This is a genomic window from Streptomyces longhuiensis (genome assembly GCF_020616555.1).
Lineage (GTDB): Bacteria > Actinomycetota > Actinomycetes > Streptomycetales > Streptomycetaceae > Streptomyces > Streptomyces longhuiensis.
In genome coordinates this window covers 4,476,317-4,499,251 of sequence record NZ_CP085173.1, presented here as the reverse complement: position 1 = coordinate 4,499,251, position 22,935 = coordinate 4,476,317, and the positions used below count along the sequence as shown (strand labels likewise).

Here is a 22,935-nt window from a genome sequence, read left to right as displayed (position 1 = left end):
ATTGGGAGTACCGGCATGGGCAAGCTGGACGGGCGCGTCGTCGTCATCACGGGCGCGGCGCGCGGGCAGGGCGAGCAGGAGGCGCGGCTGTTCGCCGCGGAGGGCGCCAAGGTGGTGCTCGGGGATGTCCTCGACGACCAGGGTGAGGCGCTCGCCAAGGAGATGGGCGGGCTCTACGTCCATCTGGACGTGAGCCGCGAGGACGACTGGGTGGCCGCCGTCGCCGCGGCGAAGAAGGCGTACGGGAAGATCGACGGGCTCGTGAACAACGCCGGGATCCTGCGGTTCAACGAGCTGGTCAGCACGCCCCTGGACGAGTTCCAGCAGATCATCCAGGTCAACCAGGTCGGTGCCTTCCTCGGGATCAAGACCGTCGCGCCCGAGATCGAGGCGGCCGGCGGGGGCACGATCGTGAACACGGCCTCCTACACGGGGGTGACGGGCATGGCGTACGTCGGCGCGTACACCGCCACCAAGCACGCGATCGTGGGGCTGACGAAGGTGGCGGCCCTTGAGCTGGCCGCCAAGAAGATCCGCGTGAACGCCGTCTGTCCCGGCGCCATCGACACCGCCATGAGTAATCCCTCGCAGCTGGACCCGGGCGCGGACACCGAGGAGGCCTCGCAGGCGCTCGACGAGCTGTACCGCAAGCTCGTGCCGCTGGGGCGGGTCGGGCAGCCCGAGGAGGTGGCGCGGCTCGCGCTGTTCCTGACCTCGCAGGAGGACTCCGCGTACATCACGGGCCAGCCGTTCGTCATCGACGGCGGGTGGCTGGCGGGCGTCAGCGTGTTGTGATCCCACCAGATCTGACGCTGCATCAGTATTGACGCTGTACGGGCACGGTGAAACAGTCGGCACATCGAATCTGACGGTACGTCAGAAAGAGCGCAGGAGCTTCTGACGCAGCCGCCGGTCACAGACAGGGGACGGTGAACCTCCTTGGAATTCGGGCTCTTTGTACAGGGATATGTGGGCAAGCGGGCCGAGACCGACCCGCTCGCCGAGCACAAGGCGCTGATGGAGGAGACCGAGTACGTCATCCAGGCGGACAAGTCGGGCTTCAAGTACGCCTGGGCGTCCGAGCACCACTTCCTGGAGGAGTACTCGCACCTCTCCGCCAACGACGTCTTCCTCGGCTACCTCGCCCACGCCACCGAACGCATCCACCTCGGCTCCGGCATCTTCAACCCGCTCGCCCAGGTCAACCATCCGGTGAAGGTCGCCGAGAAGGTCGCGATGCTCGACCATCTCAGTGAGGGACGCCACGAGTTCGGCAGCGGGCGCGGCGCGGGCAGCCACGAGATCCTCGGCTTCATCCCCGGCGTCACCGACATGAACTACACGAAGGAGATCTGGGAAGAGACCATCGCCGAGTTCCCGAAGATGTGGCTCCAGGAGGAGTACGTCGGGTTCAAGGGCAAGCACTGGCAGCTGCCGCCGCGCAAGATCTTCCCCAAGCCGTACGGGAAGGCGCACCCGGCCATGTGGTACGCGGCCGGCTCCCCGCCCTCGTACGCGATGGCCGCCAGGAAGGGCCTCGGCGTCCTGGGCTTCAGCGTCCAGAAGGTCTCCGACATGGAGTGGGTGCTCGACCAGTACAAGTCGAACATCGGCAAGGCGGAGCCCGTCGGGGCGTTCGTCAACGACAACGTCATGGTGACCTCGACCGCGATCTGCGCGCCGACCCACGCGGAGGCCGTACGGATCGCCGCGACCGGCGGGCTGCACTACCTCCAGTCGCTCGTCTTCCGCTACCACGACACGTTCCCGCGCCCCGAGGGCTTCCCCGTGTGGCCCGAGACGCTGCCCGAGTTCAACGAGGAGATCATCGAGCTCCTCATCGCCGAGGAGCTGCTGATCTGCGGCGACCCGGACGAGGTGCTCACGCAGTGCAAGCGCTGGGAGCAGGCGGGCGCCGACCAGCTGGCGTTCGGCATGCCGATCGGCATCTCCAAGGAGGACACGCTCCAGTCGATCAAGCTGATCGGCGAGCACGTCATCCCGAAGATCGACACGGATCCGGTGCACCGCACGACGCGCTTCCGTGAGGCCGTCTGATCCGGCCCGGCCCATGGACCGCCCCGGCCCCTCCTTTCCCGGACGGGGGTCGGGGCCCCTGGGGTTGCGGGTCATGGGCGACCGACACGGGGCTGTGCCCCGGACCCCCTGTCGCCCTTCGGGCTCGTCCCCGAGCGCCGGACGGTCTGGATGGAATGCCTGCGAATCCCCGGACGTCCGGACGGCTGGATGGGCGGCCCGAATCCCTGGACTTCCGGACGGGCGGCCCGGTCGTGAACCCGCCGCCACTCACCCTTCAGGACCGTCAGTACTCACCCTTCAGGAGGGGGACGACCTCGTGCTCGACCACCTGATCAAAGGAGCGACCGTAGTCGACGGGACGGGAGCCCCCGCCTACGTCGCCGACGTGGGGATACGCGACGGGCGTATCGCCGTCATCGCCGAGCCCGGGGCCGTGACCGAGCCCGCCGCGGGCAGCGAGGACGCGCGCGGGCGGATCCTCGCCCCCGGCTTCGTCGACCCGCACACCCACTACGACGCCCAGCTGTTCTGGGACCCGTACGCGACGCCGTCCCTGAACCACGGCGTGACGACCGTCGCGGGCGGCAACTGCGGCTTCACGCTCGCCCCGCTGCACCCGGAGCGGCCCGAGGACGCCGACTACACGCGCCGGATGATGTCCAAGGTCGAGGGCATGTCGCTGGTCGCCCTCGAGGAGGGCGCGCCCTGGACGTGGAACTCGTTCGGCGAGTATCTCGACGCCCTCGACGGGCGGATCGCGGTCAACGCCGGCTTCATGGTGGGGCACTGCGCGCTGCGCCGGTACGTGATGGGCGCGGACGCGGTCGGCGGGCAGCCGACGCCCGAGCAGCTCGATCAGATGCTCGCCCTGTTCCACGAGGCGATGGACGCGGGCGCCTGGGGATTCTCGACCACCCAGTCCTCGACCCACTCGGACGGCGACGGGCAGCCGGTCGCCTCGCGGCACGCGCGGCCCGAGGAGCTGCTCGCGCTGAGCCGCGCCGTCGCCGAGCACGAGGGCACGCAGATCGAGGCGATCGTCGCCGGGTGCCTCGACCAGTTCAGCGACGACGAGATCGACCTGTTCGTCGAGATGAGCGCGGCCGCCGGGCGGCCCCTGAACTGGAACGTCCTCACCATCGACGCGGCCGTCCCCGAGCGGGTGCCGCGCCAGCTGATCCCCAGCGAGCGGGCCCGCAAGGCCGGCGGCCGGATCGTCGCGCTGACCATGCCGATCCTGACCCCCATGAACATGTCGCTCGGCACGTTCTGCGCCCTGAACCTCATCCCCGGCTGGGGCGAGGTCCTCTCCCTGCCCGTCGACGAGCGGATCGCGAAGCTGCGCGACCCGGACGTGCGAGCGGAGATGCTGCGGCGCGCGGACAGCAAGGAGGCCGGCGTCTTCCGGCGGCTCGCCCACTTCGGGCGGTACGTCATCGGGGACACGTACTCGGAGGCGAACGAGGGTCTGACCGGGCGCGTGGTGAACGACATCGCGGCCGAGCGCGGCCAGGAACCCTTCGAGTGCATCGTCGAGATCTGCGCCAACGACCGCCTGCGGACGGTTCTTTGGCCCATGCCCAGCGACAACGACCCGGACTCGTGGGCCCTGCGTGCCGAGACCTGGCAGCACGAGGACGTGCTCCTCGGCGGGTCCGACGCGGGGGCGCACCTGGACCGCATGTGCGGTGCGCCGTACACGACGCGGTTCCTCGGGGACTGTCTGCGCGGGCGGAAGCTGGCCGGGATCGAGGAGGCGGTGAAGATGCTCACCGACGATCCGGCGCGGCTCTTCGGGCTGCGGGAACGCGGCCGGATCGCGGAGGGCTGGCACGCGGACCTCGTCCTGTTCGACCCGGAGCGGATCGACGCGGGCAAGGCCACCCTCGTCCACGACCTGCCCGGCGACAGCCCGCGTCTCGACTCGAAGGCCATCGGCGTCAACGCCGTGTGGGTCAACGGCGTCGAGGTCATCCGCGAGGACGTCGTGACGGGGGCCGTGCCCGGCACCGTGCTGCGGTCCGGACGTGACACCAGGACGGTGAGCACCACATGACCGACACGCAGAGGCTGTTCATCGGTGGCGAGTGGACCGAGCCGGACGGCGGGCACTACGAGGTCGTCGACCCCGCGTCGGAGGAGGTCGTCGGGCTCGCCCCCGAGGCGTCCCGCGCGCAGGTCCACGACGCGGCGTCGGCGGCCCGCCAGGCCTTCGCGTCGTGGTCCGCCACGAAGCCGGAGGAGCGTGCCGCGATCCTGGACCGGGCCGCCGACGTGATGCAGCGCGACTTCGCGGCGAACGCGGAGCTCGCGCAGGCGGAGAGCGGTGCGACGAGCGGGACCGCGCGCGGGATGCAGGTCGCGGTCGGGGTGGCGCGGTTCCGCCGCTATGCGAAGGGCGCGCTCGAACCGGTCGAGCAGGGGCTGCCGCCGCAGATCAACGAGGCGGGACCCATGGGGAAGGCGGGCGTGCTCGGGGCGCTCGCCGTACGGCAACCCGTCGGCGTCGTCACCTGCATCACGTCGTACAACAACCCGTGGGCGAACCCGGCCGGCAAGGTCGCCCCGGCGCTCGCCATGGGGAACACGGTCGTCGTGAAGCCTGCCCCGCAGGACCCGCTGTCGGTGTACCGGATGGCGGCGGCTCTGGAGGAGGCGGGAGCGCCGCCCGGTGTGGTGAACGTGGTCAGCGGGACGGCTGTGGACGTGGGTGAGGCGGCCGTCGACTCGCCGGACGTCGACATGGTCAGCTTCACCGGCTCCACCGCGGTCGGCCGGCGCATCGGCGAGGTGTGCGGGCGCGGCATGAAACGGCAGCTGATGGAGCTGGGCGGGAAGGGCGCGGCGCTCGTCTTCGACGACCTGGACGAGGCGGGCCTCGCCTCGGCGGTCTCGGGGATCGGCACGACGTACGCCTTCTACAGCGGGCAGATCTGCACGGCACCGACGCGGGTGATCGCGCAGCGCGGGGTGTACGACGCGCTCGTCTCGAAGCTGAGCGACTACATCGGCTACATGAAGGTCGGCGATCCGAGAGCGCGGGGGACGGTCGTCGGGCCGGTGATCTCGGCGGCGCACCGCGACCGCGTCGAGTCGTACGTCGAGCTGGGCCGCAAGGAGGGGGCGCGGGTCGTCGCGGGCGGTGCGCGGCCGGCCCTCGACAAGGGTTTCTACGTGGCCCCGACGCTCCTCGCGGACTGCACGAACGACATGCGGGTCGTGCGGGAGGAGATCTTCGGCCCGGTCGTGGTGGTCGTGCCCTTCGACGACGAGGAGGAGGGGGTGGCCCTCGCCAACGACAGCGAGTACGGGCTCATCGACTACGTGTGGTCGGGGGACGTGGCGCGGGCGTTCCGGGTGGCGCGGCGGCTGCGGGCCGGCGGGGTCGGCGTGAACACGGTCGGCCGGAACATGGAGGCGCCGTTCGGCGGCTTCAAGCAGAGCGGGGTGGGCCGGGACGTGGGTTCGTACGCGCTGCACGCCTACAGCGAGCTCCAGTCGATCGTGTGGCAGGGGTGACGGCAGGAGGGGACCGCGGGCGTAACCGCCGGAAACATCACACGGAAAATTTTGAACCCGGCAAATCGGGCGCTGCTGCGATTACCGAATATCGGACGTCGTCGGTAATTCCTTCCGATGAATGGGGCTAACCTGAAGGCACCTTGAGGGTGTGGGATGGTTACGTGAATCGGCCATCGATTCAAAGGTGGCCAGTTTCATCTCATGTCCCCCTTATGCGGAAACCGCAGCATTTAACGTCCTGTTCATGACTGAGCTGGACGCGCGGCCGACACGGGCTGCCCACGACACGGCAGGCGGCGCCCCCGACGGGGGCGTCCGCAGCAAGGGCCTCGGCGGGAACTCCGTCGGGCTGGTCGGCAGCGCGGTCATCGGTATCTCGACCGTGGCGCCCGTCTACTGCCTGACCTCGACGCTCGGCTCCACGGCCGGCGAGGTCGGCCTCCAGATGCCCGCCGTGTTCCTGGCCGGGTTCCTGCCGATGCTGCTCGTCGCCTTCGCGTACCGGGAGCTGAACAAGGCCATGCCGGACTGCGGCACGTCCTTCACCTGGACCGTGAAGGCCTTCGGCCCGCGCGTGGGCTGGATGTGCGGCTGGGGCCTCGTCATCGCGACGATCATTGTGCTGTCCAACCTGGCGGGCGTCGCGACGTCGTACTTCTGGCTCCTCGCGGGCGAGATCACCGGCAACACGTCCATCGGCGCCCTGGACGACAACAAGGCCGTCCACATCGTCACCTGCCTCGCCCTGATCGCCGCCGCGACCGCGATCAGCTACCGCGGCATGACCGCGACGAAGGGCGTCCAGTTCACCCTGGTCGGCCTCCAGCTCGTCGTGCTTGCCGTGTTCGTCGTGATGGCCGTCGTCAAGGCGGGATCGGCGGACTTCCCCACCTCCGTGCCGTTCTCCTGGACGTGGCTCGACCCGTTCTCGGTGAAGTCGTTCGGCGCGTTCACCGCGGGCCTGTCCCTGTCGATCTTCATGTACTGGGGCTGGGACACCTGCCTCACCGCGAACGAGGAGACCATCGGCAGCGACAAGACGCCCGGCCGCGCCGCCCTCATCGCGATGGTCGTCCTCGTCGGCTCCTACCTCGCCACCGGCGTCGCCGCCCAGATGGTCGTCGGCTCCGGCGGCAAGGGCCTCGGCCTCGCCAACCCCGCGACGTCCGACAACGTCTTCGCCGCCCTCGCGGGCCCCGTCATGGGCCCCACCCTCGGCATCCTGCTCTTCGTCGCCGTCCTCGCCTCGGCCGCGGCCAGCCTGCAGACCACGTTCATCCCGGTCGCCCGCACGGTCCTCGCCATGGCGACGTACGAGGCGCTGCCCGCCTCCTACGCCCGCGTCCACCCGCGCTTCAAGACCCCGGGCCGCGCCACGGTCACCGCGGGCGTCGCCACCGGCGTGTTCTACACCGTCATGACGCTGGTCTCCGAGCACGTCCTCGTCGACACGATCTACGCGCTCGGCCTCATGATCTGCTTCTACTACGCGCTCACGGCGTTCGCCTGCGCCTGGTACTTCCGCTCCGAACTGCTGCGCTCCCCCCGGGACTTCTTCTTCAAGGCCCTCTTCCCGGTCCTGGGCGGTGTCCTGCTGTCCGCCGTGTTCGTGAAGACCCTCGTCGACATGTGGAACCCGGCGTACGGCAGCGGCTCCTCCGTCCTCGGCGTCGGCTCCGTCTTCGTGATCGGCGTCGGCCTGCTGCTCGTCGGCTTCGTGATCATGCTCGTGATGGGGCGGCGCAGCCCGGCGTTCTTCCGCGGCGAGGTGCTGACGCGGGAGACGCCGGTGCTGGTCGTCGAGGACTAGGGCCTCCCGTTCGGATCGAAAGACCCCAGGGCCCCCTCGTTCGGATCCGAGACAGCCCCTACTTGCCGAGGAACACCGGGTTCGTGAACGCCGTGAGCGCCCCCGGCAGGCCCGGGACCGTCGGCGCGTGCCGGACCTCGGCCCGCACATAGGCCGCGTACGAGGCCGTCGTGCGCCACTCGGCCGTGCCCGACCCGGACTCGGGGAGCGCCGGCGACGTGAACAGGGTGCCCTGGTCCGTGACCACGTGGAGCGTGCAGCCCGGGGCGCCCTTGACCTCCAGGCGGACGGTGACCGGGGCGTCCGGGTCCACGTGGAGGCGCTCGCCGATGCCCGCGTGCTCGCCGCGCGAGCCGGACGCCGTGAACGTCAGCTCCACGGACTTCGACTCGGCGACGTAACTGCGGCCCGCCTTGATGCCCGCCTGGACGGCCTCCCGGGTCAGGTCGTCGGCGAGGACCACCGTCTGCGGGCCGCCGATGCGGTCCGGGTCGCGGTGGGCGTCGCTGTTGCCCATCGCCGGGATCCACTCACGCGAACCCCGTACGGACGCCACCAGCGTGTTGTCCCAGTCGGCCAGGGAGATCTCGTCGTCCGCGGTGTACGGGCCGTTCCACACCTCGACGGCGTCCGCCTCGCCGAAGCCGAACTTCCAGTTGCAGCCGATGCAGGTGGCGTGCGGATGCGCCGGCACGACCAGGCCGCCGGCCCGGCGGACCTCGCGCGCGTACTTGCCGAAGCGGTTGTCGCGGGCACGATAGCGCCAGTCGACGAACGTGCCCGGATCCGTGCCGAGCGCCACCACGTGCCCGTTACGGGTCGTGATCTCCTCGCCGAGCATGATGAGCAGGTCGTCGCCCGCCTCGTCCGCCCAGTGGGCGTGCGACGAGTGCGTGTTGTGGTCGGACGAGTTGATGAAGTCCAGACCCGCCGCGCGCGCGAGCGCCGCGATCTCGGCGGGCGTGCGCCTGCCGTCCGAGAACCATGAGTGGATGTGGCAGTCCCCGCGGTACCAGGCACGGCCCCGGCCCTTGGCGCGTGAGGGCGGGTACACCGGGCGCGGCGTCCGACCCTGCTCGCCGTACGTGAGCGTGACGGTCAGCTCGTACGGGAGGCCCTCGGGCGCCACCGTGTACGGGCCGAGCGCGATGTGCCAGGTGCCGGCGCCCACCGGACCCGGGATGTAGCCCGGCGTCGCGTCGTCCGCCCGTACGAAGAACTCGGTGCGCGCGCCGCCCGACCAGCCGCGGAAGCCCTTCCCGCCGAGCTCGGTGCCCCGCTCGTCGAACACCCCGATGTCCAGGGCGTTGTTCTGCGTGCCGGCCGGGACGGTCGCCTTCGTGTAGGTGTACGCGACGTGGATCTCGCGGACCCCGCGCGGCACCTCGACCGGCACGTACACGAAGTCGGGCGCGCCGGGCGGCAGCGTCCCCTTCACGGTCTTCGACGTCTTCGTTCCGTCCGCCGGTGTGCGGCCGTCGGCCGCGCTCGCGAAGCTCACACTGCTCAACGTAAGCGCGGTGGCCGCTCCCGTCACGAACAGCGCGCGTCTGCCCATGCCGGTCGTGGTGTGGTCGTCCTCGCACATGCTGCGGCTCCCAGGGTCTCGTGACGTTCCGTCTGTGACGTGGGTGGTGCATGCAACTCTGGTATTGAGCCGTGAACTCCCCTCTAAGGGAAGGGGATCGGAGTCTTACGTCTGTCCGCCCGGGGAGTCCATGGACTCCTGAGGGGCGGGCCGGTAGTAATGCCCCATGCGGATCTCGACCACGATTTTCCTGACCGACGAGACCATCACGCCTGTGCGGCTCGCGCGTGAGCTGGAGCAACGCGGGTTCGCCGGGCTGTATCTGCCCGAGCACACACACATCCCGGTGGAGCGGGCGACGCAGTACCCGGCCGGGGGTGACCTGCCCGCCGAGTACGGCCGCACCCTCGACCCGTTCGTCGCGCTCGGGCAGGCCGCCGCCGTCACCGAGCGGCTCGGGCTCGGCACCGGCATCACGCTGATCGCGCAGCACGACCCCATCGACCTGGCCAAGCAGATCGCCACCCTCGACCACCTCTCCGGCGGCCGTTTCACGCTGGGCCTCGGCTTCGGCTGGAACGTCGAGGAGGCCGCCGACCACGGCGTCGAATGGCGCACGCGGCGCGAGCTCGGCCGGGAGCGCATGGGCCTCATGCGGGCCCTGTGGGCGCAGGAACCGACCGCGTACGACGGCGAGTTCGGGGTGTCGGTGCGGGCCAGCCACGCCTACCCGAAGCCGGCGGGCGGCGCGCCCCGCACGCTGATCGGGGGAGCGGCGGGCCCGAAGCTGTTCGCGCACATCACCGAGTACGCCGACGGCTGGCTGCCCATCGGCGGGCGCGGCCTGACCGAGTCGATGCCCGTGCTGCGGGCCGGCTGGGAGGAGGCGGGCCGTGACCCGGCGGACCTGCACGTCGTCCCGTACGCGGTCCTGCCGAGCCCGGGCAAGCTCGCGCACTACGCGGAGCTCGGCATCGACGAGGTCGTCCTCCAACTGCCCCCGGCGGACGAGACGTCGGTCCTCAAGATCCTCGACGAGTACGAGCAGTACCTGTAGGGGCGGCGCGGGGCGCAGGTGAAACGTGTATGTCGCGTGATCCCGCGCACGTCAGCGCGGCGCAGACGCCGTCGGTGGGCGCTCGTATCCTCGGGAGCATGACTGATCCGGAGCCTGTACGACCCACCGCCAACGCGATGCGCCGCGCGTTGAAGCGGTCCCGCGACGGCGTTGCCCTCGACACGGCCGAGGCGGCGGTCCTGCTCCAGGCCCGCGGCGACGACCTGCGGGACCTGACGGCGTCCGCCGCGCGCGTGCGCGACGCGGGCCTGAAGGCCGCGGGCCGCCCGGGCGTCATCACGTACTCGAAGAAGGTCTTCATCCCGCTGACCCGGCTGTGCCGGGACAAGTGCCACTACTGCACGTTCGTGACCGTCCCCGGCAAACTGCGCCGGGACGGCCACGGGATGTACCTGTCGCCGGACGAGGTCCTCGACATCGCCCGCCGCGGCGCCGAGATGGGCTGCAAGGAGGCGCTGTTCACGCTCGGCGACCGGCCCGAGGACCGCTGGCCCGAGGCCCGCGAGTGGCTGGACGCGCACGGGTACGACGACACGCTCGCCTATGTGCGCGCCATGGCGATCCGGGTCCTGGAGGAGACGGGACTGCTCCCGCACCTCAACCCCGGCGTCATGACCTGGACCGACCTCCAGCGCCTCAAGCCCGTCGCGCCGTCCATGGGCATGATGCTGGAGACGACGGCGACGCGCCTGTGGTCCGAGCCGGGCGGACCGCACCACGGCTCGCCCGACAAGGAACCCGCCGTCCGGCTGCGGGTCCTGGAGGACGCGGGCCGGTCGAACGTCCCGTTCACCACCGGCGTCCTCATCGGCATCGGCGAGTCCTACGAGGAGCGCGCCGACTCCCTCTTCCAGCTGCGCCGCATCCAGCGCAGCTACCACGGCATCCAGGAAGTCATCGTCCAGAACTTCCGGGCCAAGCCGGACACGGCGATGCGCGGCATGCCGGACGCCGAGCTGGAGGAGCTCGCCGCGTGCATCGCGGTCGCCCGCCACATCCTCGGCCCGTCCGCCCGCATCCAGGCCCCGCCGAACCTGGTCGACGAGGAGTACGCGCTCCTGATCGGCGCCGGCATCGACGACTGGGGCGGGGTGTCGCCGCTGACCCCGGACCACGTGAACCCCGAGCGCCCCTGGCCGCACATCGACGAGCTCGCCGCGAAGACGGGCGAGGCGGGCTTCGAGCTGCGCGAACGCCTGACGATCTACCCGGAGTTCATCGAGCGCGGCGAGCCGTGGCTCGACCCGCGCCTCCTGCCGCACGTACGGGCCCTCGCCTCCGCCGACACCGGCCTCGCCGACGAGGACGCGCGCCCCGCCGGTCTGCCCTGGCAGGAGCCCGACGAGGGGTTCACCGTCACCGGCCGCACGGATCTGCACCGCACCATCGACACGACGGGCCGCACGTCCGACCGGCGCGACGACTTCGACGACGTGTACGGCGACTGGGAGGCGCTGCGCGAGCAGGCCGCGCCCGGCATGGTCCCGCAGCGCCTCGACGGCGACGTGCGCGCCGCGCTCGCGACGGCGGCCGACGACCCGACGAAGCTCACCGACGACGAGGCGCTGGCCCTCCTGCACGCGGACGGGCCCGCGCTCGACGCCCTCTGCCGCGTCGCGGACGACATCCGCAAGACGGTGAACGGCGACGACGTCACGTACATCGTCACGAGGAACATCAACTTCACGAACGTCTGCTACACCGGCTGCCGTTTCTGCGCCTTCGCGCAGCGCCGCACGGACGCGGACGCGTACACGCTCTCGCTCTCCCAGGTCGCGGACCGGGCCGAGCAGGCGTGGGACGTGGGCGCGGTCGAGGTGTGCATGCAGGGCGGCATCCACCCCGACCTGCCGGGCACGGCCTACTTCGACATCGCGAAGGCGGTGAAGGAGCGCGTCCCCGGCATGCACGTGCACGCGTTCTCCCCGATGGAGGTGGTGAACGGCGCGACGCGCACGGGTATGTCGATCCGGGACTGGCTCACCGCGGCGAAGGAGGCCGGCCTCGACTCGATCCCCGGCACGGCGGCCGAGATCCTCGACGACGAGGTCCGCTGGGTCCTCACCAAGGGCAAGCTGCCCACGGCGACGTGGATCGAGGTCATCAAGACGGCCCACGAGCTGGGCATCCGCTCGTCGTCGACGATGATGTACGGGCATGTGGACCAGCCCCGCCACTGGCTCGGCCACTTCCGCACGCTGGCCGGCATCCAGCAGGAGACGGGCGGCTTCACGGAGTTCGTGACGCTCCCGTTCATCCACACCAACGCGCCGGTCTATCTGGCGGGCATCGCGCGTCCGGGCCCGACGACCCGCGACAACAGGGCCGTCACCGCCATGGCGCGCGTCCTCCTGCACCCCCACATCCCGAACATCCAGACGAGCTGGGTGAAGCTGGGCACGGAGGGCGCCGCGGAGATGCTGCGCTCGGGGGCGAACGACCTGGGCGGCACGCTGATGGAGGAGACCATCTCCCGTATGGCGGGCTCCAGTTACGGCTCGTACCGCTCCATCAAGGACCTCGTCACGATCGCGGAGGAAGCGGGCCGCCCGGCGAAGCCGCGCACGACGCTGTACGGGGAGGTCCCGCCGGAGCGCCAGCACGCGGCGACGGCCTCGGACGGCCACCTGCCGGAACTGCTGCCGGTACTGGGGGACTGAGCGGCATCACACGCGACGGGGGTGGGCGAACCCATCGGGCTCACCCACCCCCGTCTCTCGGTTCTCAGTGACCGATGAGGTCCTGCCCCAACTGGGCGTTCTTCTCGGGGACATGCACGGCGGCGGCACCGAACGACGTGATGCCGCTCGTGGTGAGCCCGCCGGTGGCCCCGCGCAGCACCCAGGCGGCGCCGGAGTCGGTGTACGTGCCGTCCTCCAGGGGAGCGGTGGCGGTCAGCTCGGCCTTGCCGTCGCCGTTCAGGTCGGCCAGGTGGACCTTCTGGCCGAAGCCGTCGCCCGTCTCCGAGGCGCCGGGCACCGCGGTCGTGGACTGGTTGAAGGCCTGCGAGCCCGTGCCGGACAGACCGCCGCGGCCGCCCTTGAGCAGGACGACGCTGCCGGCGTCCTTGATGTTGCCGATGGCCTCGCCGGGCACGCCGACGGCGATGTCCGCGTAGCCGTCGCCGTTCACGTCACCGGCGGAGATGTCGGTGCCGAACATGTCGCCGCTCTCGCCGACCCCGGGCACGCCCGTCGAGTCCTGCGTGATGGTCTTCGTGCGGGTCGTGGACGGCCCGTCGGCGGTCCCGTACATGACGAGGACGGTGCCCTTCTCGTACGGGATGTCCTCGTAGTTGTCGCCGATGTCGTGGACGACGAGGTCGCCGTACCCGTCACCGTCGACGTCACCGACGGCCCCGCGGAACGACGAGGTCAGCGACTTGGCGGTGTGCGAGACCCCGTTCTTCCCGCCCTTCCAGAACTTGCTGGCGTACGCCGACTCCTCGAAGCCGTGGCTCGTCACGATGTCGTCGGCGCCGTCCCCGGTCATGTCGCCGACGACGATGTCGCCGGGCCCGAAGGTCTGGCTGGTGACGATGGAGTCCTGGCTCGCCGGCTTGCCGCTGCGGTCGAAGGGGCCGTAGGAGATGGTCATCCCGGCGTTGTCGTCGTCCGGGTCGTCGCTGCGCGGGTAGTCGTCGGTGACGAGGTCGCGGTGTCCGTCGCCGTTGAAGTCGCCGACGGCGAACATCCCGGTCGACGTGGGCAGCGCGACACTGCCCTGGCCGCTCAGCCCGGCGGCCGAACCCCACAGCACGACGCTCGGCGCGCCGCCGAGCCCGGCGACGACGAGGTCGGTGTACGAGTCCCCGTCGAGGTCCCCGCTGGTGACGCGCTCGCCGAAGTAGCCGCCCTCCTCGGCCGCCCCGGGTATCCCGGTGGTGGAGCGGGTGAAGACCTTGGCGTTCGCGATGTCCGGCCCGTTCTTCCCGCCGTAGACCACGGAGACGGCCCCGGCGGTCTCCTTGCCGGAGACGGTCGCGCCCGGCGCTCCGAGCACGAGGTCCTGGTACCCGTCGTGGTTGAAGTCGATGGCGGGGACGCGGGGCGGAACGGGTGTGGCAGCGGCTGCGGTACCGGCGGCTCCTACGAGGCCGAGCGGCATGGCGAGCGCGGTGACGGCGAGGGCTGTGACGAGAGTGCGGCGCACTGTTCCTCTCCTTCTGGGTGTCCTGTGGGGGTGTTCGTGGTTACGAGAAGAAAGACGGGCCACCGAAGGAAAACGTTGTACTGGCCCCGGAGTTGGAACGTCCCAAGCCTGTAACAGGGCATGCGGAGGCCCTCGTTCGGGATGTGCGTCCCGAACGAGGGCCTCGACGCCGAAGGGGGTCCGTCAGCCGACCAGCAGGTCCTCGCGCAGGTCGCGCACGTCGCGGTGGCTGAGGCCGAGGGCCTTGTCCAGGTAGCGGTCGAACGTGCCGTAGCGGCTCGTCACCTCCTGGAAGCCCGAGTTCAGGTACTCGGGGCGCACGTCCAGCATCGGCTTGTACACGGCGGCCTGCGCGGGCGGCATCGCGGCGAGCGTCGCCGCGTTCTCCTTCGCGCGGTACGTGTTGCTGGCCAGGTAGTCGTCCATCACCGTGTCGCGCGGGACGCCGAGCGCGGTCAGGAGCGTGGCGTTCGCCCAGCCCGTGCGGTCCTTGCCGGCCGTGCAGTGGAACAGGGCGTTCGCGCCGTCGGCGTCCGCGATGCCGTGGAGGACCGCGGTGTAGGCCTGCCGCGCGGCCGGGGCGGAGACCATGGTCTTCTCCGCGTCCACCATCAGCTGCGCGGATGCCTCCGGCGACGCGGGCAGGCCGGACAGGCCTCCGAGGTCGCCGAGCACGTCCGCGACGACGTAGCGGGCGCCGGCGGGGACGCGGTCGGGCGCGGAGGTGCGCTCCTGCCGCGTACGCAGGTCGTAGTCCACGGAGATGCCGAGGCGCTTCAGCTTCGCCAGGTCCCTGTCCGTGAGCTTGTCCAGGGACGCGGTGCGGTAGATCTCGCCCATCCGCACCCAGCGCCCGTCGGTGGTGCGGTAGCCGCCCGCGTCACGGAAGTTGACCGCGCCGTCGAGGCGTATCTCGCGGTCGGCGAGGTGCAGGCCCCGGCCGCGGTCGGGGACCAGGTCGAACCACTGGCGGTCGGCGGCGGGCAGGTCGCGCACGGTGACCTTCCCGGACGAGCCGCCGGAGGCGACGGTGCGGCCGCCCGCGCGGACCGCCACGTGCCGCGCCCCGGGCGCCGTCCACGCGACCGTGTAGGAGGAGCCGTCCTCGGCCGCCGTCACGGTCGCCGCCGTGAACGGGACGCGGTGGTGCGACGTGTGCCCGTGGGAGGCGGGGTGCGCGGCGGCGACGGGTGCGGAGAGGCCCACGAGGAGCGCGGCGGCCAGGGCGTACGAGGAGGCCCTGACACGAGTCATCTGCGTCATGGTGCGGATGTTCCGGGTGTCCGGCGATGCGTGAGCCAACGCACGGTGAACGGCGCGCGTCGGACGGCCGTCGAGCGGCGGCGCACCGCAGGTGCCCGGGCCGCGCCCCGGGACATCGTCCGGTTTGCGGAAGAAAAGCGGGTGAATTGGCCTCAAGGGCGACTTCGCCTGTGCCGCTTCGGCTCTCAACCGCATACGCCCCGTCGATTACAGTGCTGCGCAGTCGTCGCACGCGTAACGAGACCCGGAGGGGAGAGCTCCCCGTGGCAGCCCCACTGACCCCCAAGCAGGGGGGACCCTCATCGGCCGTATGGGGCCGCGCCGAGCAGCAGGATTTCCGCAGCCGGGTGCGCGGCACGCTCATCGGGGCCGCGCTCGGCGATGCCCTCGGGGCGCCGCTCGCCGAGCTCTCCCTGGAGGAGATCAGGGCCGCGCACGGTCCGCAGGGACTGACCGACCTCGCTCCCGCGTACGGGCGCCGCGGCGCCGTCACCGCCGCGACCCAGCAGGCGCTCTTCACGGTGGACGGCCTGATAAGGGCGCAGGTGCGGCGCGACACGGGCGCCTGGCATCCCCCGACCGACGTCCACCGCGCCTACCTCCGCTGGGCGGCGACCCAGCGTGACTGGGGGCCGGACGAGCGGCGCAAGGAGGACGGCTGGCTGGCCCGCGAGGAGTGGCTGTACTCGCGCCGCGCCCCGTCCCGTGACTGCCTCCTCGGACTCGGCAACGACGTCATGGGGACCCTGGACAAGCCGAAGAACGTGGCTGCCGCCGGGCCCGCGGCGGCCGCCCGCTCGGCCCCGTTCGGGCTGCTCGTCGGCTGGGAGCCGCAGCTCGTCTTCCAGCTCGCCGCCGAGTGCGCGGTCCAGACGCACGGCGCCCCCGCCGCCTACCTCGCCGCGGGTGCGTACGCGGTCGTGGTGCACGGACTCGCGCGCGGCGAGAGCCTCGACGGCGCCGTGCAGCGCGCCCTCGTCCTGCTGGCCGCGCGCCCGGGGCACCAGCCGGTCACGGACGCGCTCAAGCACGCGCTCGGCGCGGTCCGCCAGGGCATGCCGTCGCCCGCCCGTGTCGACGAACTCGTGGGTGACGGGCTCGCGGAGGGCGTGCTCGCCGTGGCGGTGTACTGCGCCCTGGTCGGCGAGGACATACGGCACGGACTGTGTCTCGCGGTGAACCACGGTGGCCCGTCCGAGGCGACCGGCGCGCTGTGCGGGGGCCTGCTCGGCGCGCTGCACGGGGAGACGGCGCTGCCGCCGGGCTGGGTGACCGAGCTGGAGGGCCGCCCCACGGTCCTGGAGCTCGCCGACGACTTCGCGATGGAGATGACGCAGGGGCCCGCCCTGCACAGCCCCGCGGCGTCCTCGCCGGGGTGGCTGGCCCGCTACCCGCGGGCGTGAACGCCGAAGCGCCGGACCGGCTGTGATCAGCCCGCCCGGCGCCCGGTGAGGAACGAGCCCTACGACAGTCGGCCCGGCGGCTGCGTGCCGACCGTCCCGTCCTGCGGCTCCGCCTGCGCGGGAACCGCGGCCGCCCCGGCGGACCCGTCGTCGTCCGTGTTGATGCGCTCGATGAGCGCGTCCCGCTCCGGGGTGTCCTCCGGCTTGACGTAGCCGATGAGGATGTAGAGCACGAGCGAGACGGCCAGCGGGATCGACACCTGGTACTCGAGCGGCACACCGCCCTCGACGCTCCAGTTGATCGGGTAGTTGACCAGCCAGAAGGCGAGCAGACCCGCGGCCCAGCTGGTGAGCGCCGCCGTGGGACCGGACTTGCGGAAGGCGCGCAGCAGACCCAGCATCATGGGGATCGCGATCGGGCCCATCAGGCCGGCGACCCACTTGATGACGACGGTGATGATGTCCTTGAAGGTGGGCGAGTTGACCTGGGTGGCGACCGCCATCGAAAGCCCCAGGAAGACCACCGTCGTCAGGCGCGCGGCGATCAGCCCCTTGTGCTCGTTCCACTGCCGCGCCTTCTCCGAGAGCGCGGGCGCCACGTCACGGGTGAAGACGGCGGCGATGGCGTTGGCGTCGGACGAGCACATGGCCATGGTGTGCGAGAAGAAGCCGACGATGACCAGGCCGAGGAGACCGTGCGGCAGGAGCTGTTCGGTCATCAGGCCGTACGAGTCCGAACCGTCCGGCTTCTGCGCGTGGACCAGGAGCGGCGACACCCACATGGGGAAGAAGAGGACGACCGGCCAGACCAGCCAGAGCACGGCGGACAGGCGGGCCGAGCGCGTGGCCTCGCGGGCGCTGCCCGTGGCCATGTAGCGCTGGGCCTGGTTGAGCATGCCGCCGTTGTACTCGAAGAGCTTGATGAAGAGGAACGCGAGCAGGAAGACCGTGCCGTACGGGCCGACGAGCGGCTTGCCGTGTCCCTGGAGCGCGGGCTCGTCCCAGACGCCGAAGAAGCCGCCGTGCGGGCCGAGTTTGCCGACGACCGCCACGAACATGGCGATTCCGGCGATCAGCTGGATGATGAACTGGCCGAGCTCGGTGAGGGCGTCGGCCCACAGCCCGCCGATGGTGCAGTAGACGGCGGTGATCGCGCCGGTGATGAGAATGCCCTGGTTGAGGGAGACGCCGGTGAAGACGGAGAGCAGGGTCGCGATCGCGGCCCACTTCGCGCCGACGTCGACGATCTTCAGGAGCATGCCCGACCAGGCCAGCGCCTGCTGCGTCTTGAGGTTGTAGCGGTTCTTGAGGTATTCGAGCGGGGACGCCACGTGCAGCCGTGACCGCAGCCGGTTGATGCGCGGCGCGAACAGCTTCGAGCCGATGGCGATGCCGAGCGCGATGGGGAACGACCAGGTGACGAAGGACGTCACGCCGTACGTGTAGGCGATGCCGGCGTATCCGGTGAACATGACGGCGCTGTAGCCGGACATGTGGTGCGAGATGCCGGACAGCCACCAGGGCATCTTGCCGCCGGCGGTGAAGAAGTCGGAGACGTTGTCCACGCGTTTGTGGGACCAGACGCCGATCGCGATCATCACGCCGAAGTAGCCGATGAGCACGGCCCAGTCGAGACTGTTCATTGAGCCCCCTCCAGGGGTCTGGTCCTACTTATGAACGCCGTTCATGGTGTGGGGAGCCGAAGGGCCAGGACAACGCACCGGAGGGTCAAGGGACAGTAAAATCGTTCTACTTATTGACCTGCGTTCATGTCTGTGAATTGAGATGGGGGCAAAAAGGACCGCACGGCGGTGGGTGCCGTGCGGTCGGTTCCTGGCCGGCGGTTCTGAACTACCGCATCAGCTCACCCGCGTTGACCAGAAGCGACTGGCCCGTGATGGCCCGCGCCCGGTCGGAGGCGAGAAACACGGCGGCGTCCGCCACGTCCCCGTCCGTGGCCAGTTCGGGCAGCGCCATCCGCTCGGTGAGCCGCCCCAGGACCTCGTCCTGCGACACGCCCTCGGTGTGCGCGGTGAACTGGACGTACGCCTCGACCGGCGGCCCCCACATCCAGCCCGGCAGCACGGTGTTGACCCGGATGCGGTGCGGGCCGAGCTCGCGGGCCATGGAGTACATGGCCGAGGTCAGCGCGCCCTTCGAGGCCGCGTACGCCGCCTGCCACACCTGGGAGGGCGCGGCCACGGCCGACTGTGTGCCGATGACGACGACGGAGCCGCCCCGCTCCTTGAGCGCGGGCAGGCAGGCCCGGGTCATGCGCAGCGTGCCCAGCAGATTCACGTCGATGACCTGTTGCCACGTCGAGAAGTCCGCGTCCTCCAGGCCGCCGAAGTAGCTGTCCCAGGCGGCGACATGGACCACGGCGTCGACCCCGCCGAACCGCTCGCGCGCGAGCCCCGCGAGCGCCTCGCACTGGCTCTCGTCGGTGATGTCCGTCGCCGCGTACGCGGTGTGCGTGCCGTCCGGGTCGATCTCGGCCGCCGACTTGGCGAGGTTCGCCTCCGTGCGCGCGCCGAGCACGGCGTTGCCGCCGTCGCGCACCACGGCCGCGGCGACCTGGTGGCCGAGCCCGGCCCCGACCCCCGACACGACCACTGTCTTTCCGTTCAGGAGCATCCGGTCGCCTCCCGGCTATGGCAGTTCTTCTGACGGGGCGTCAGAGTAGGCCCGTCCGGTGGAGGAAGGAAGGGGAGCGTCGTGAGCGAGGACACGAGGAGTGAGGTGTACGCGGAGCTGGCATCGGTCGGCCCGTACGGGGTGCGCCCCGGGCACGCCCTGATCACCATGGTCGAGCCGCATCCCGGCCATGAGTACGCGTACAACCGCTGGTACGAGGACGACCACTACTACGCCGGCGCGATGGCGATGCCCTGGATGAACGCGGGGCGCCGCTGGGTGGCCACGCGCGAACTCCAGCTCCTGCGCTACCCGGAGAAGTCGGCGGTCGCGCAGCCGGTCACCGCGGGCTGCTACATCTCCACGTACTGGATCACCGACGGCCGCTACGACGACCACATGAAGTGGACCGTCGGCATCAACAAGCGGCTCAACCGGGACGGGCGCGTCTACCAGGACCGCACGCACGTCTTCACCGCGTTCCAGGACCACGCGGCGACCGTGTACCGGGACGGGGCGGCCGGACCGCGCGACTACCACGCGCTCGACCACCCCTACCGGGGTCTGGTCGTGGAGGTCGTCGACGCCGAAGGGCCCGAGCGGCGTGACGAGTTGCTGGAGTGGCTGCGCTCGCGGCACCTGCCGAAGCGGCTCGCCGGCTCACCGGCGGCGATGGTCACCGTCTTCCGCCCGACGCCGCTGCCGGGCGACCGGATGTCGTACGTGAAGCAGGTCGAGGGCGTCGACACCCGCCTCACCCTGTTGTGGTTCCTGGAGGCGGACCCGGCCCAGTGCTGGGAGGACCACTTCACGGGTCTGGACGCGGCCGTTCACGAGTCGGGCCTCGGCCGCGTCGAGCTGGTGGCGCCGTTCATCCCGACGATCCCCGGCACCGACACGTACGTGGACCGGCTGCGCGGGTGATCCGGTGAAAAAGCCGAGCCCCCTCGGCCAGGACGGCGGGCCAGTCGAGAGGGCTCTTTCAGTACCGCAGTGGTGCTCTGTTGGTGCCGAAATGGTGCTGTGATGGCGAGTTGGTGCTGTGCTGCGATGGGGAGCTCTCCGATGCCTCAGGCGGCGTCGAAGGCGCCCCGGCCGACCTCGGTCACGAAGGAGTTCCACGAATCGGGGGCGAAGTCGATCGAGGGCCCCTCGGGGGCCTTCGAGTCCCGCACCGCGATCGCGGCCAGGAGGGGGGACTTGACCTCGACGCACGCGCCGTTGCCCGTCGAATAGGAGGACTTGGTCCAGGAATTCGTGCCGCCCTGCTGAATTGCCATTTTTTGCTCCGGTTTAGCCAGTGGTCGAATTGCTGTCACCGCTTCCGTGAAGCGGTTTGCGCCAACGTGGTACCTGATGGCGTGATCGACGCTACTCGCCAACATCGGTACGCGAAGAGGCCATTCACTCGACCGGATGGCATATTCCAGTGGGGTCTTCCGCCCCGCCGCGGCGAAGGTGTACCGTGCGGCACTTTTCTCGCACGGGGCGGATTCTGTCCCTCTGGACCCCCTATGGGCCGCCTCCGCGGCGCCCCTAGACGGCTTCCTGGAGCGCGTATTCCTGGGCGATCTTCGCGATGAACTGTCGGGATTGTTCCACATTCAGTGCCTGTGCCCGCAGATGCTCGTACATCACGCTGTACTTCTGCACATCGTTGGCCTTCTCCAGATAGAGATCACTGGTGACGCCCTCGATGTAGACGACGCTCGAATCCGCGGCGTCCGGGAACTCCAGAATCGCGTACTGGCCGTTCAGGCCCGGGTGCGCGCCCATGTCGAACGGAATGACCTGCACGGTCACATGGGGCAGCTGCGACTGCTCGACCAGGTGCTCCAGCTGCTCGCGCATGACCGCCCGGCTGCCGACGACACGGCGCAGCGCCGACTCGTCGAGCACGGTCCACAGCCGCAGCGGGTTGTCCGGGGCCGCGATGCGCTCCTGGCGGCGCACCCGGACCTGGACCCGCTTGTCGATGTCGGTCGGCATGGTCTCCGGGAGCGCGCCCGTGATCAGCGTCTCCGCGTACGCCCGGGTCTGCAGCAGACCGGGCACGACCTGCGGATCGTAGACGCGCAGGCTCGCCGCGTCCGTCTCCAGGCCGATGTAGACGCTGTACGGGATGTCGCCGAAGGAGTGCCACCAGCCCTGCTGGCGGGAGTCCTTGGCCATTTGCATGAGCGAGTCGACGATGCGGTGGTCCTCGACCTCGTAGACCCCGCACAGGTCGCGGACGTCGCGCTGGCTGATGCTGCGCCGTCCGTTCTCGAGCCTGCTGATCTTCGACTGTGAGACCAGGAGCCGCTCGGCCACCTCTTCGGCGGTCATGCCTTTGAGCTCACGGAGCCGGCGCAGCTCCTGGCCCAACCGGCGTCGCCTGACGGTGGGATTGACATTGGACGCCACGGGACGTGCACCTCCGGCTGCGTGCCTCTGTGATTCTTTGCGTATCTTGCGAATCTGCTGCTCAGCAGATTGCCACCCTGGGCTTCATACCGCTGGGAAACGGCGGATATGCGCAGTGGACACGACAGTTGGGCGTGCGGCCGGACGTGTGGGCGGACGTGCGGTCGGCGTGACCGGACATGCGGCCGCGCGGGGCGCCGGTCCGTGTCGTCGTCCCGACGTCCGGATCCGGCACCCCGCGCGGCTCAGCGGCTCCCGGACCGGTCTTTGGGGACTGCGGTGCGGCGCTGTTGCGGTGCGGGCTGTTCCGTTGGTGCGGTGCTCAGTGCGCCACGGCGCGGGCCATCGACCCGTGGTGCGGCTGCATCGGAACCCTGCCGGGCTCCGGCGCTCCCTTGCCCGGCGGGGCCGGGCTGCGGCGTGGCTGAGCGGCCACACCGTTCTGGACGTCCATCACGGCGTGCGCCACGAGGCCGCCCATGGGGTCGTGCCTGATCAGGTCCCGCAGCCGGGAGCGGGACGATCGTCCCTCGTTCCCCGGATACAGATGCTTGCCGAGTCCGACCGCGTGGGCCAGTGCGGCGAGCGCCGCGGTCCGTGGGTCCGGCGGTACGCCGGTACGGATCGCGCTGTCCAGCCGGGACCTGATCTCCCGGCTGATGGCCGTGTCCGTCGCCTGGTAGCGAGTCGTCGGCAGCACCCCGCACATCTGGCCGGCCACGGCATGGACCATGCCGCACCTTTCCAGATGCGAGAGATACGTCTGGCGCAGCCCCAGTCGGGGCCCGCCGATCCAGTGCACCGCACGTACCGGGGTGCCGCGCCTTCGCAGCAACTCCAGTGCGCAGTCCAAAGTCGGATCTCCGGTCGGCCGTGGTGCCACCACGGCGATACGATCCCCGTCTGGGGCTATCCGTCCGGCCAGCGCCAGCTCTACTAGCTGTGCTCCGGCCAGACCTAGGTCGAGCGACTGCGGCTGCGCTGTGGTACCCGTGGCCGGGTCCAGAGCGAGCAGCAGAAGCTCCTCCGGAATTGTTCTGCGGCTCCTGCCCATCCATGCCTCCCCGCGTGGATGAATGACAGGGTGACCCCTCTCACA

The 22,935-nt window shown here is 70.6% G+C and carries 17 protein-coding genes; 9 read left to right on the top strand and 8 right to left on the bottom strand.

What is annotated here, in order from left to right:
• The first annotated feature begins 15 nt into the window (after nucleotides 1-15).
• The 5 genes from LGI35_RS20805 to LGI35_RS20785 all read left to right on the top strand — a co-directional run bounded on the left by LGI35_RS20805 (nucleotide 16) and on the right by LGI35_RS20785 (nucleotide 7,372).
• On the top strand, nucleotides 16-795 hold the full coding sequence (locus LGI35_RS20805; protein WP_116512463.1) for an SDR family NAD(P)-dependent oxidoreductase: 780 nt from the start codon (nucleotides 16-18) through the stop codon (nucleotides 793-795).
• Between the two features lie 144 nt (nucleotides 796-939).
• Complete coding sequence (locus tag LGI35_RS20800) at nucleotides 940-2,058, top strand: LLM class flavin-dependent oxidoreductase (protein WP_227295336.1); 1,119 nt, start codon at nucleotides 940-942, stop codon at nucleotides 2,056-2,058.
• Between the two features lie 298 nt (nucleotides 2,059-2,356).
• Nucleotides 2,357-4,096, top strand: a complete 1,740-nt coding sequence (locus tag LGI35_RS20795) for an N-acyl-D-amino-acid deacylase family protein (RefSeq protein ID WP_227295334.1) — start codon at nucleotides 2,357-2,359, stop codon at nucleotides 4,094-4,096.
• The gene (locus LGI35_RS20790; protein ID WP_227295332.1) at nucleotides 4,093-5,559 is read left to right on the top strand and encodes an aldehyde dehydrogenase family protein; all 1,467 of its coding nucleotides are present in this window, start codon (nucleotides 4,093-4,095) and stop codon (nucleotides 5,557-5,559) included. The genes LGI35_RS20795 and LGI35_RS20790 overlap by 4 nt, the downstream gene beginning before the upstream one ends.
• A 247-nt stretch (nucleotides 5,560-5,806) precedes the next feature.
• A complete protein-coding gene (locus LGI35_RS20785) occupies nucleotides 5,807-7,372 on the top strand; it encodes an APC family permease (protein WP_227295331.1) in 1,566 nt (521 codons plus the stop codon).
• Nucleotides 7,373-7,430: 58 nt separating this feature from the next.
• Here the strand turns inward: LGI35_RS20785 and LGI35_RS20780 are convergent, their stop codons facing one another.
• Nucleotides 7,431-8,960, bottom strand: a complete 1,530-nt coding sequence (locus tag LGI35_RS20780) for a CehA/McbA family metallohydrolase (protein ID WP_227295330.1) — start codon at nucleotides 8,958-8,960, stop codon at nucleotides 7,431-7,433.
• A gap of 166 nt (nucleotides 8,961-9,126) precedes the next feature.
• On the opposite strand from LGI35_RS20780, the gene LGI35_RS20775 reads away from it, so the two are divergent.
• Nucleotides 9,127-9,957, top strand: coding sequence for an LLM class F420-dependent oxidoreductase (locus LGI35_RS20775; protein WP_227295329.1), 831 nt, complete (start codon nucleotides 9,127-9,129; stop codon nucleotides 9,955-9,957).
• Between the two features lie 98 nt (nucleotides 9,958-10,055).
• The gene (locus tag LGI35_RS20770; protein ID WP_227295328.1) at nucleotides 10,056-12,638 is read left to right on the top strand and encodes a bifunctional FO biosynthesis protein CofGH; all 2,583 of its coding nucleotides are present in this window, start codon (nucleotides 10,056-10,058) and stop codon (nucleotides 12,636-12,638) included.
• A gap of 64 nt (nucleotides 12,639-12,702) precedes the next feature.
• Here LGI35_RS20770 and LGI35_RS20765 read toward each other — a convergent pair whose 3' ends face one another.
• Nucleotides 12,703-14,130: an FG-GAP-like repeat-containing protein gene (locus tag LGI35_RS20765; RefSeq protein ID WP_227295326.1), complete on the bottom strand. Its 1,428-nt coding sequence runs from the start codon at nucleotides 14,128-14,130 to the stop codon at nucleotides 12,703-12,705.
• 183 nt (nucleotides 14,131-14,313) lie between these two features.
• On the bottom strand, nucleotides 14,314-15,384 hold the full coding sequence (locus tag LGI35_RS20760; RefSeq protein WP_227295324.1) for a tyrosine-protein phosphatase: 1,071 nt from the start codon (nucleotides 15,382-15,384) through the stop codon (nucleotides 14,314-14,316).
• A 272-nt stretch (nucleotides 15,385-15,656) separates the two neighbouring features.
• Between LGI35_RS20760 and LGI35_RS20755 the strand changes: the two genes are divergently transcribed.
• On the top strand, nucleotides 15,657-16,796 hold the full coding sequence (locus LGI35_RS20755; RefSeq protein ID WP_227295322.1) for an ADP-ribosylglycohydrolase family protein: 1,140 nt from the start codon (nucleotides 15,657-15,659) through the stop codon (nucleotides 16,794-16,796).
• A gap of 59 nt (nucleotides 16,797-16,855) precedes the next feature.
• Here LGI35_RS20755 and LGI35_RS20750 read toward each other — a convergent pair whose 3' ends face one another.
• Nucleotides 16,856-18,439 carry a sodium:solute symporter family protein gene (locus LGI35_RS20750; RefSeq protein ID WP_227295320.1) on the bottom strand — a complete coding sequence of 528 codons (1,584 nt, stop codon included), beginning with the start codon at nucleotides 18,437-18,439 and terminating at the stop codon, nucleotides 16,856-16,858.
• Between the two features lie 208 nt (nucleotides 18,440-18,647).
• Nucleotides 18,648-19,430 carry an SDR family oxidoreductase gene (locus LGI35_RS20745; RefSeq protein WP_227295319.1) on the bottom strand — a complete coding sequence of 261 codons (783 nt, stop codon included), beginning with the start codon at nucleotides 19,428-19,430 and terminating at the stop codon, nucleotides 18,648-18,650.
• A gap of 81 nt (nucleotides 19,431-19,511) precedes the next feature.
• On the opposite strand from LGI35_RS20745, the gene LGI35_RS20740 reads away from it, so the two are divergent.
• The gene (locus LGI35_RS20740; protein WP_227295318.1) at nucleotides 19,512-20,354 is read left to right on the top strand and encodes a hypothetical protein; all 843 of its coding nucleotides are present in this window, start codon (nucleotides 19,512-19,514) and stop codon (nucleotides 20,352-20,354) included.
• Nucleotides 20,355-20,500: 146 nt separating this feature from the next.
• On the opposite strand, the gene LGI35_RS20735 is transcribed toward LGI35_RS20740, so the two are convergent.
• The 3 genes from LGI35_RS20735 to LGI35_RS20725 all read right to left on the bottom strand — a co-directional run bounded on the left by LGI35_RS20735 (nucleotide 20,501) and on the right by LGI35_RS20725 (nucleotide 22,890).
• A complete protein-coding gene (locus LGI35_RS20735) occupies nucleotides 20,501-20,710 on the bottom strand; it encodes a DUF397 domain-containing protein (RefSeq protein ID WP_116512476.1) in 210 nt (69 codons plus the stop codon).
• A 256-nt stretch (nucleotides 20,711-20,966) separates the two neighbouring features.
• Nucleotides 20,967-21,836 (bottom strand): helix-turn-helix domain-containing protein, encoded by an 870-nt coding sequence (locus LGI35_RS20730; protein ID WP_227295317.1) that lies wholly within the window; start codon nucleotides 21,834-21,836, stop codon nucleotides 20,967-20,969.
• Between the two features lie 322 nt (nucleotides 21,837-22,158).
• Complete coding sequence (locus LGI35_RS20725) at nucleotides 22,159-22,890, bottom strand: GOLPH3/VPS74 family protein (RefSeq protein WP_227295315.1); 732 nt, start codon at nucleotides 22,888-22,890, stop codon at nucleotides 22,159-22,161.
• Nucleotides 22,891-22,935: the final 45 nt, after the last annotated feature.

Bases quoted from the DNA above. Each gene is read 5' to 3' on its own strand.
- LGI35_RS20790 (WP_227295332.1), top strand. From the start codon at position 4,093: ATGACCGACACGCAGAGGCTGTTCATCGGTGGCGAGTGGACCGAGCCG.
- LGI35_RS20775 (WP_227295329.1), top strand. From the start codon at position 9,127: ATGCGGATCTCGACCACGATTTTCCTGACCGACGAGACCATCACGCCT.
- LGI35_RS20735 (WP_116512476.1), bottom strand. From the start codon at position 20,710: ATGGCAATTCAGCAGGGCGGCACGAATTCCTGGACCAAGTCCTCCTAT.
- LGI35_RS20760 (WP_227295324.1), bottom strand. From the start codon at position 15,384: ATGACTCGTGTCAGGGCCTCCTCGTACGCCCTGGCCGCCGCGCTCCTC.
- LGI35_RS20805 (WP_116512463.1), top strand. From the start codon at position 16: ATGGGCAAGCTGGACGGGCGCGTCGTCGTCATCACGGGCGCGGCGCGC.
- LGI35_RS20750 (WP_227295320.1), bottom strand. From the start codon at position 18,439: ATGAACAGTCTCGACTGGGCCGTGCTCATCGGCTACTTCGGCGTGATG.
- LGI35_RS20725 (WP_227295315.1), bottom strand. From the start codon at position 22,890: ATGGGCAGGAGCCGCAGAACAATTCCGGAGGAGCTTCTGCTGCTCGCT.
- LGI35_RS20780 (WP_227295330.1), bottom strand. From the start codon at position 8,960: ATGTGCGAGGACGACCACACCACGACCGGCATGGGCAGACGCGCGCTG.
- LGI35_RS20745 (WP_227295319.1), bottom strand. From the start codon at position 19,430: ATGCTCCTGAACGGAAAGACAGTGGTCGTGTCGGGGGTCGGGGCCGGG.
- LGI35_RS20785 (WP_227295331.1), top strand. From the start codon at position 5,807: ATGACTGAGCTGGACGCGCGGCCGACACGGGCTGCCCACGACACGGCA.
- LGI35_RS20770 (WP_227295328.1), top strand. From the start codon at position 10,056: ATGACTGATCCGGAGCCTGTACGACCCACCGCCAACGCGATGCGCCGC.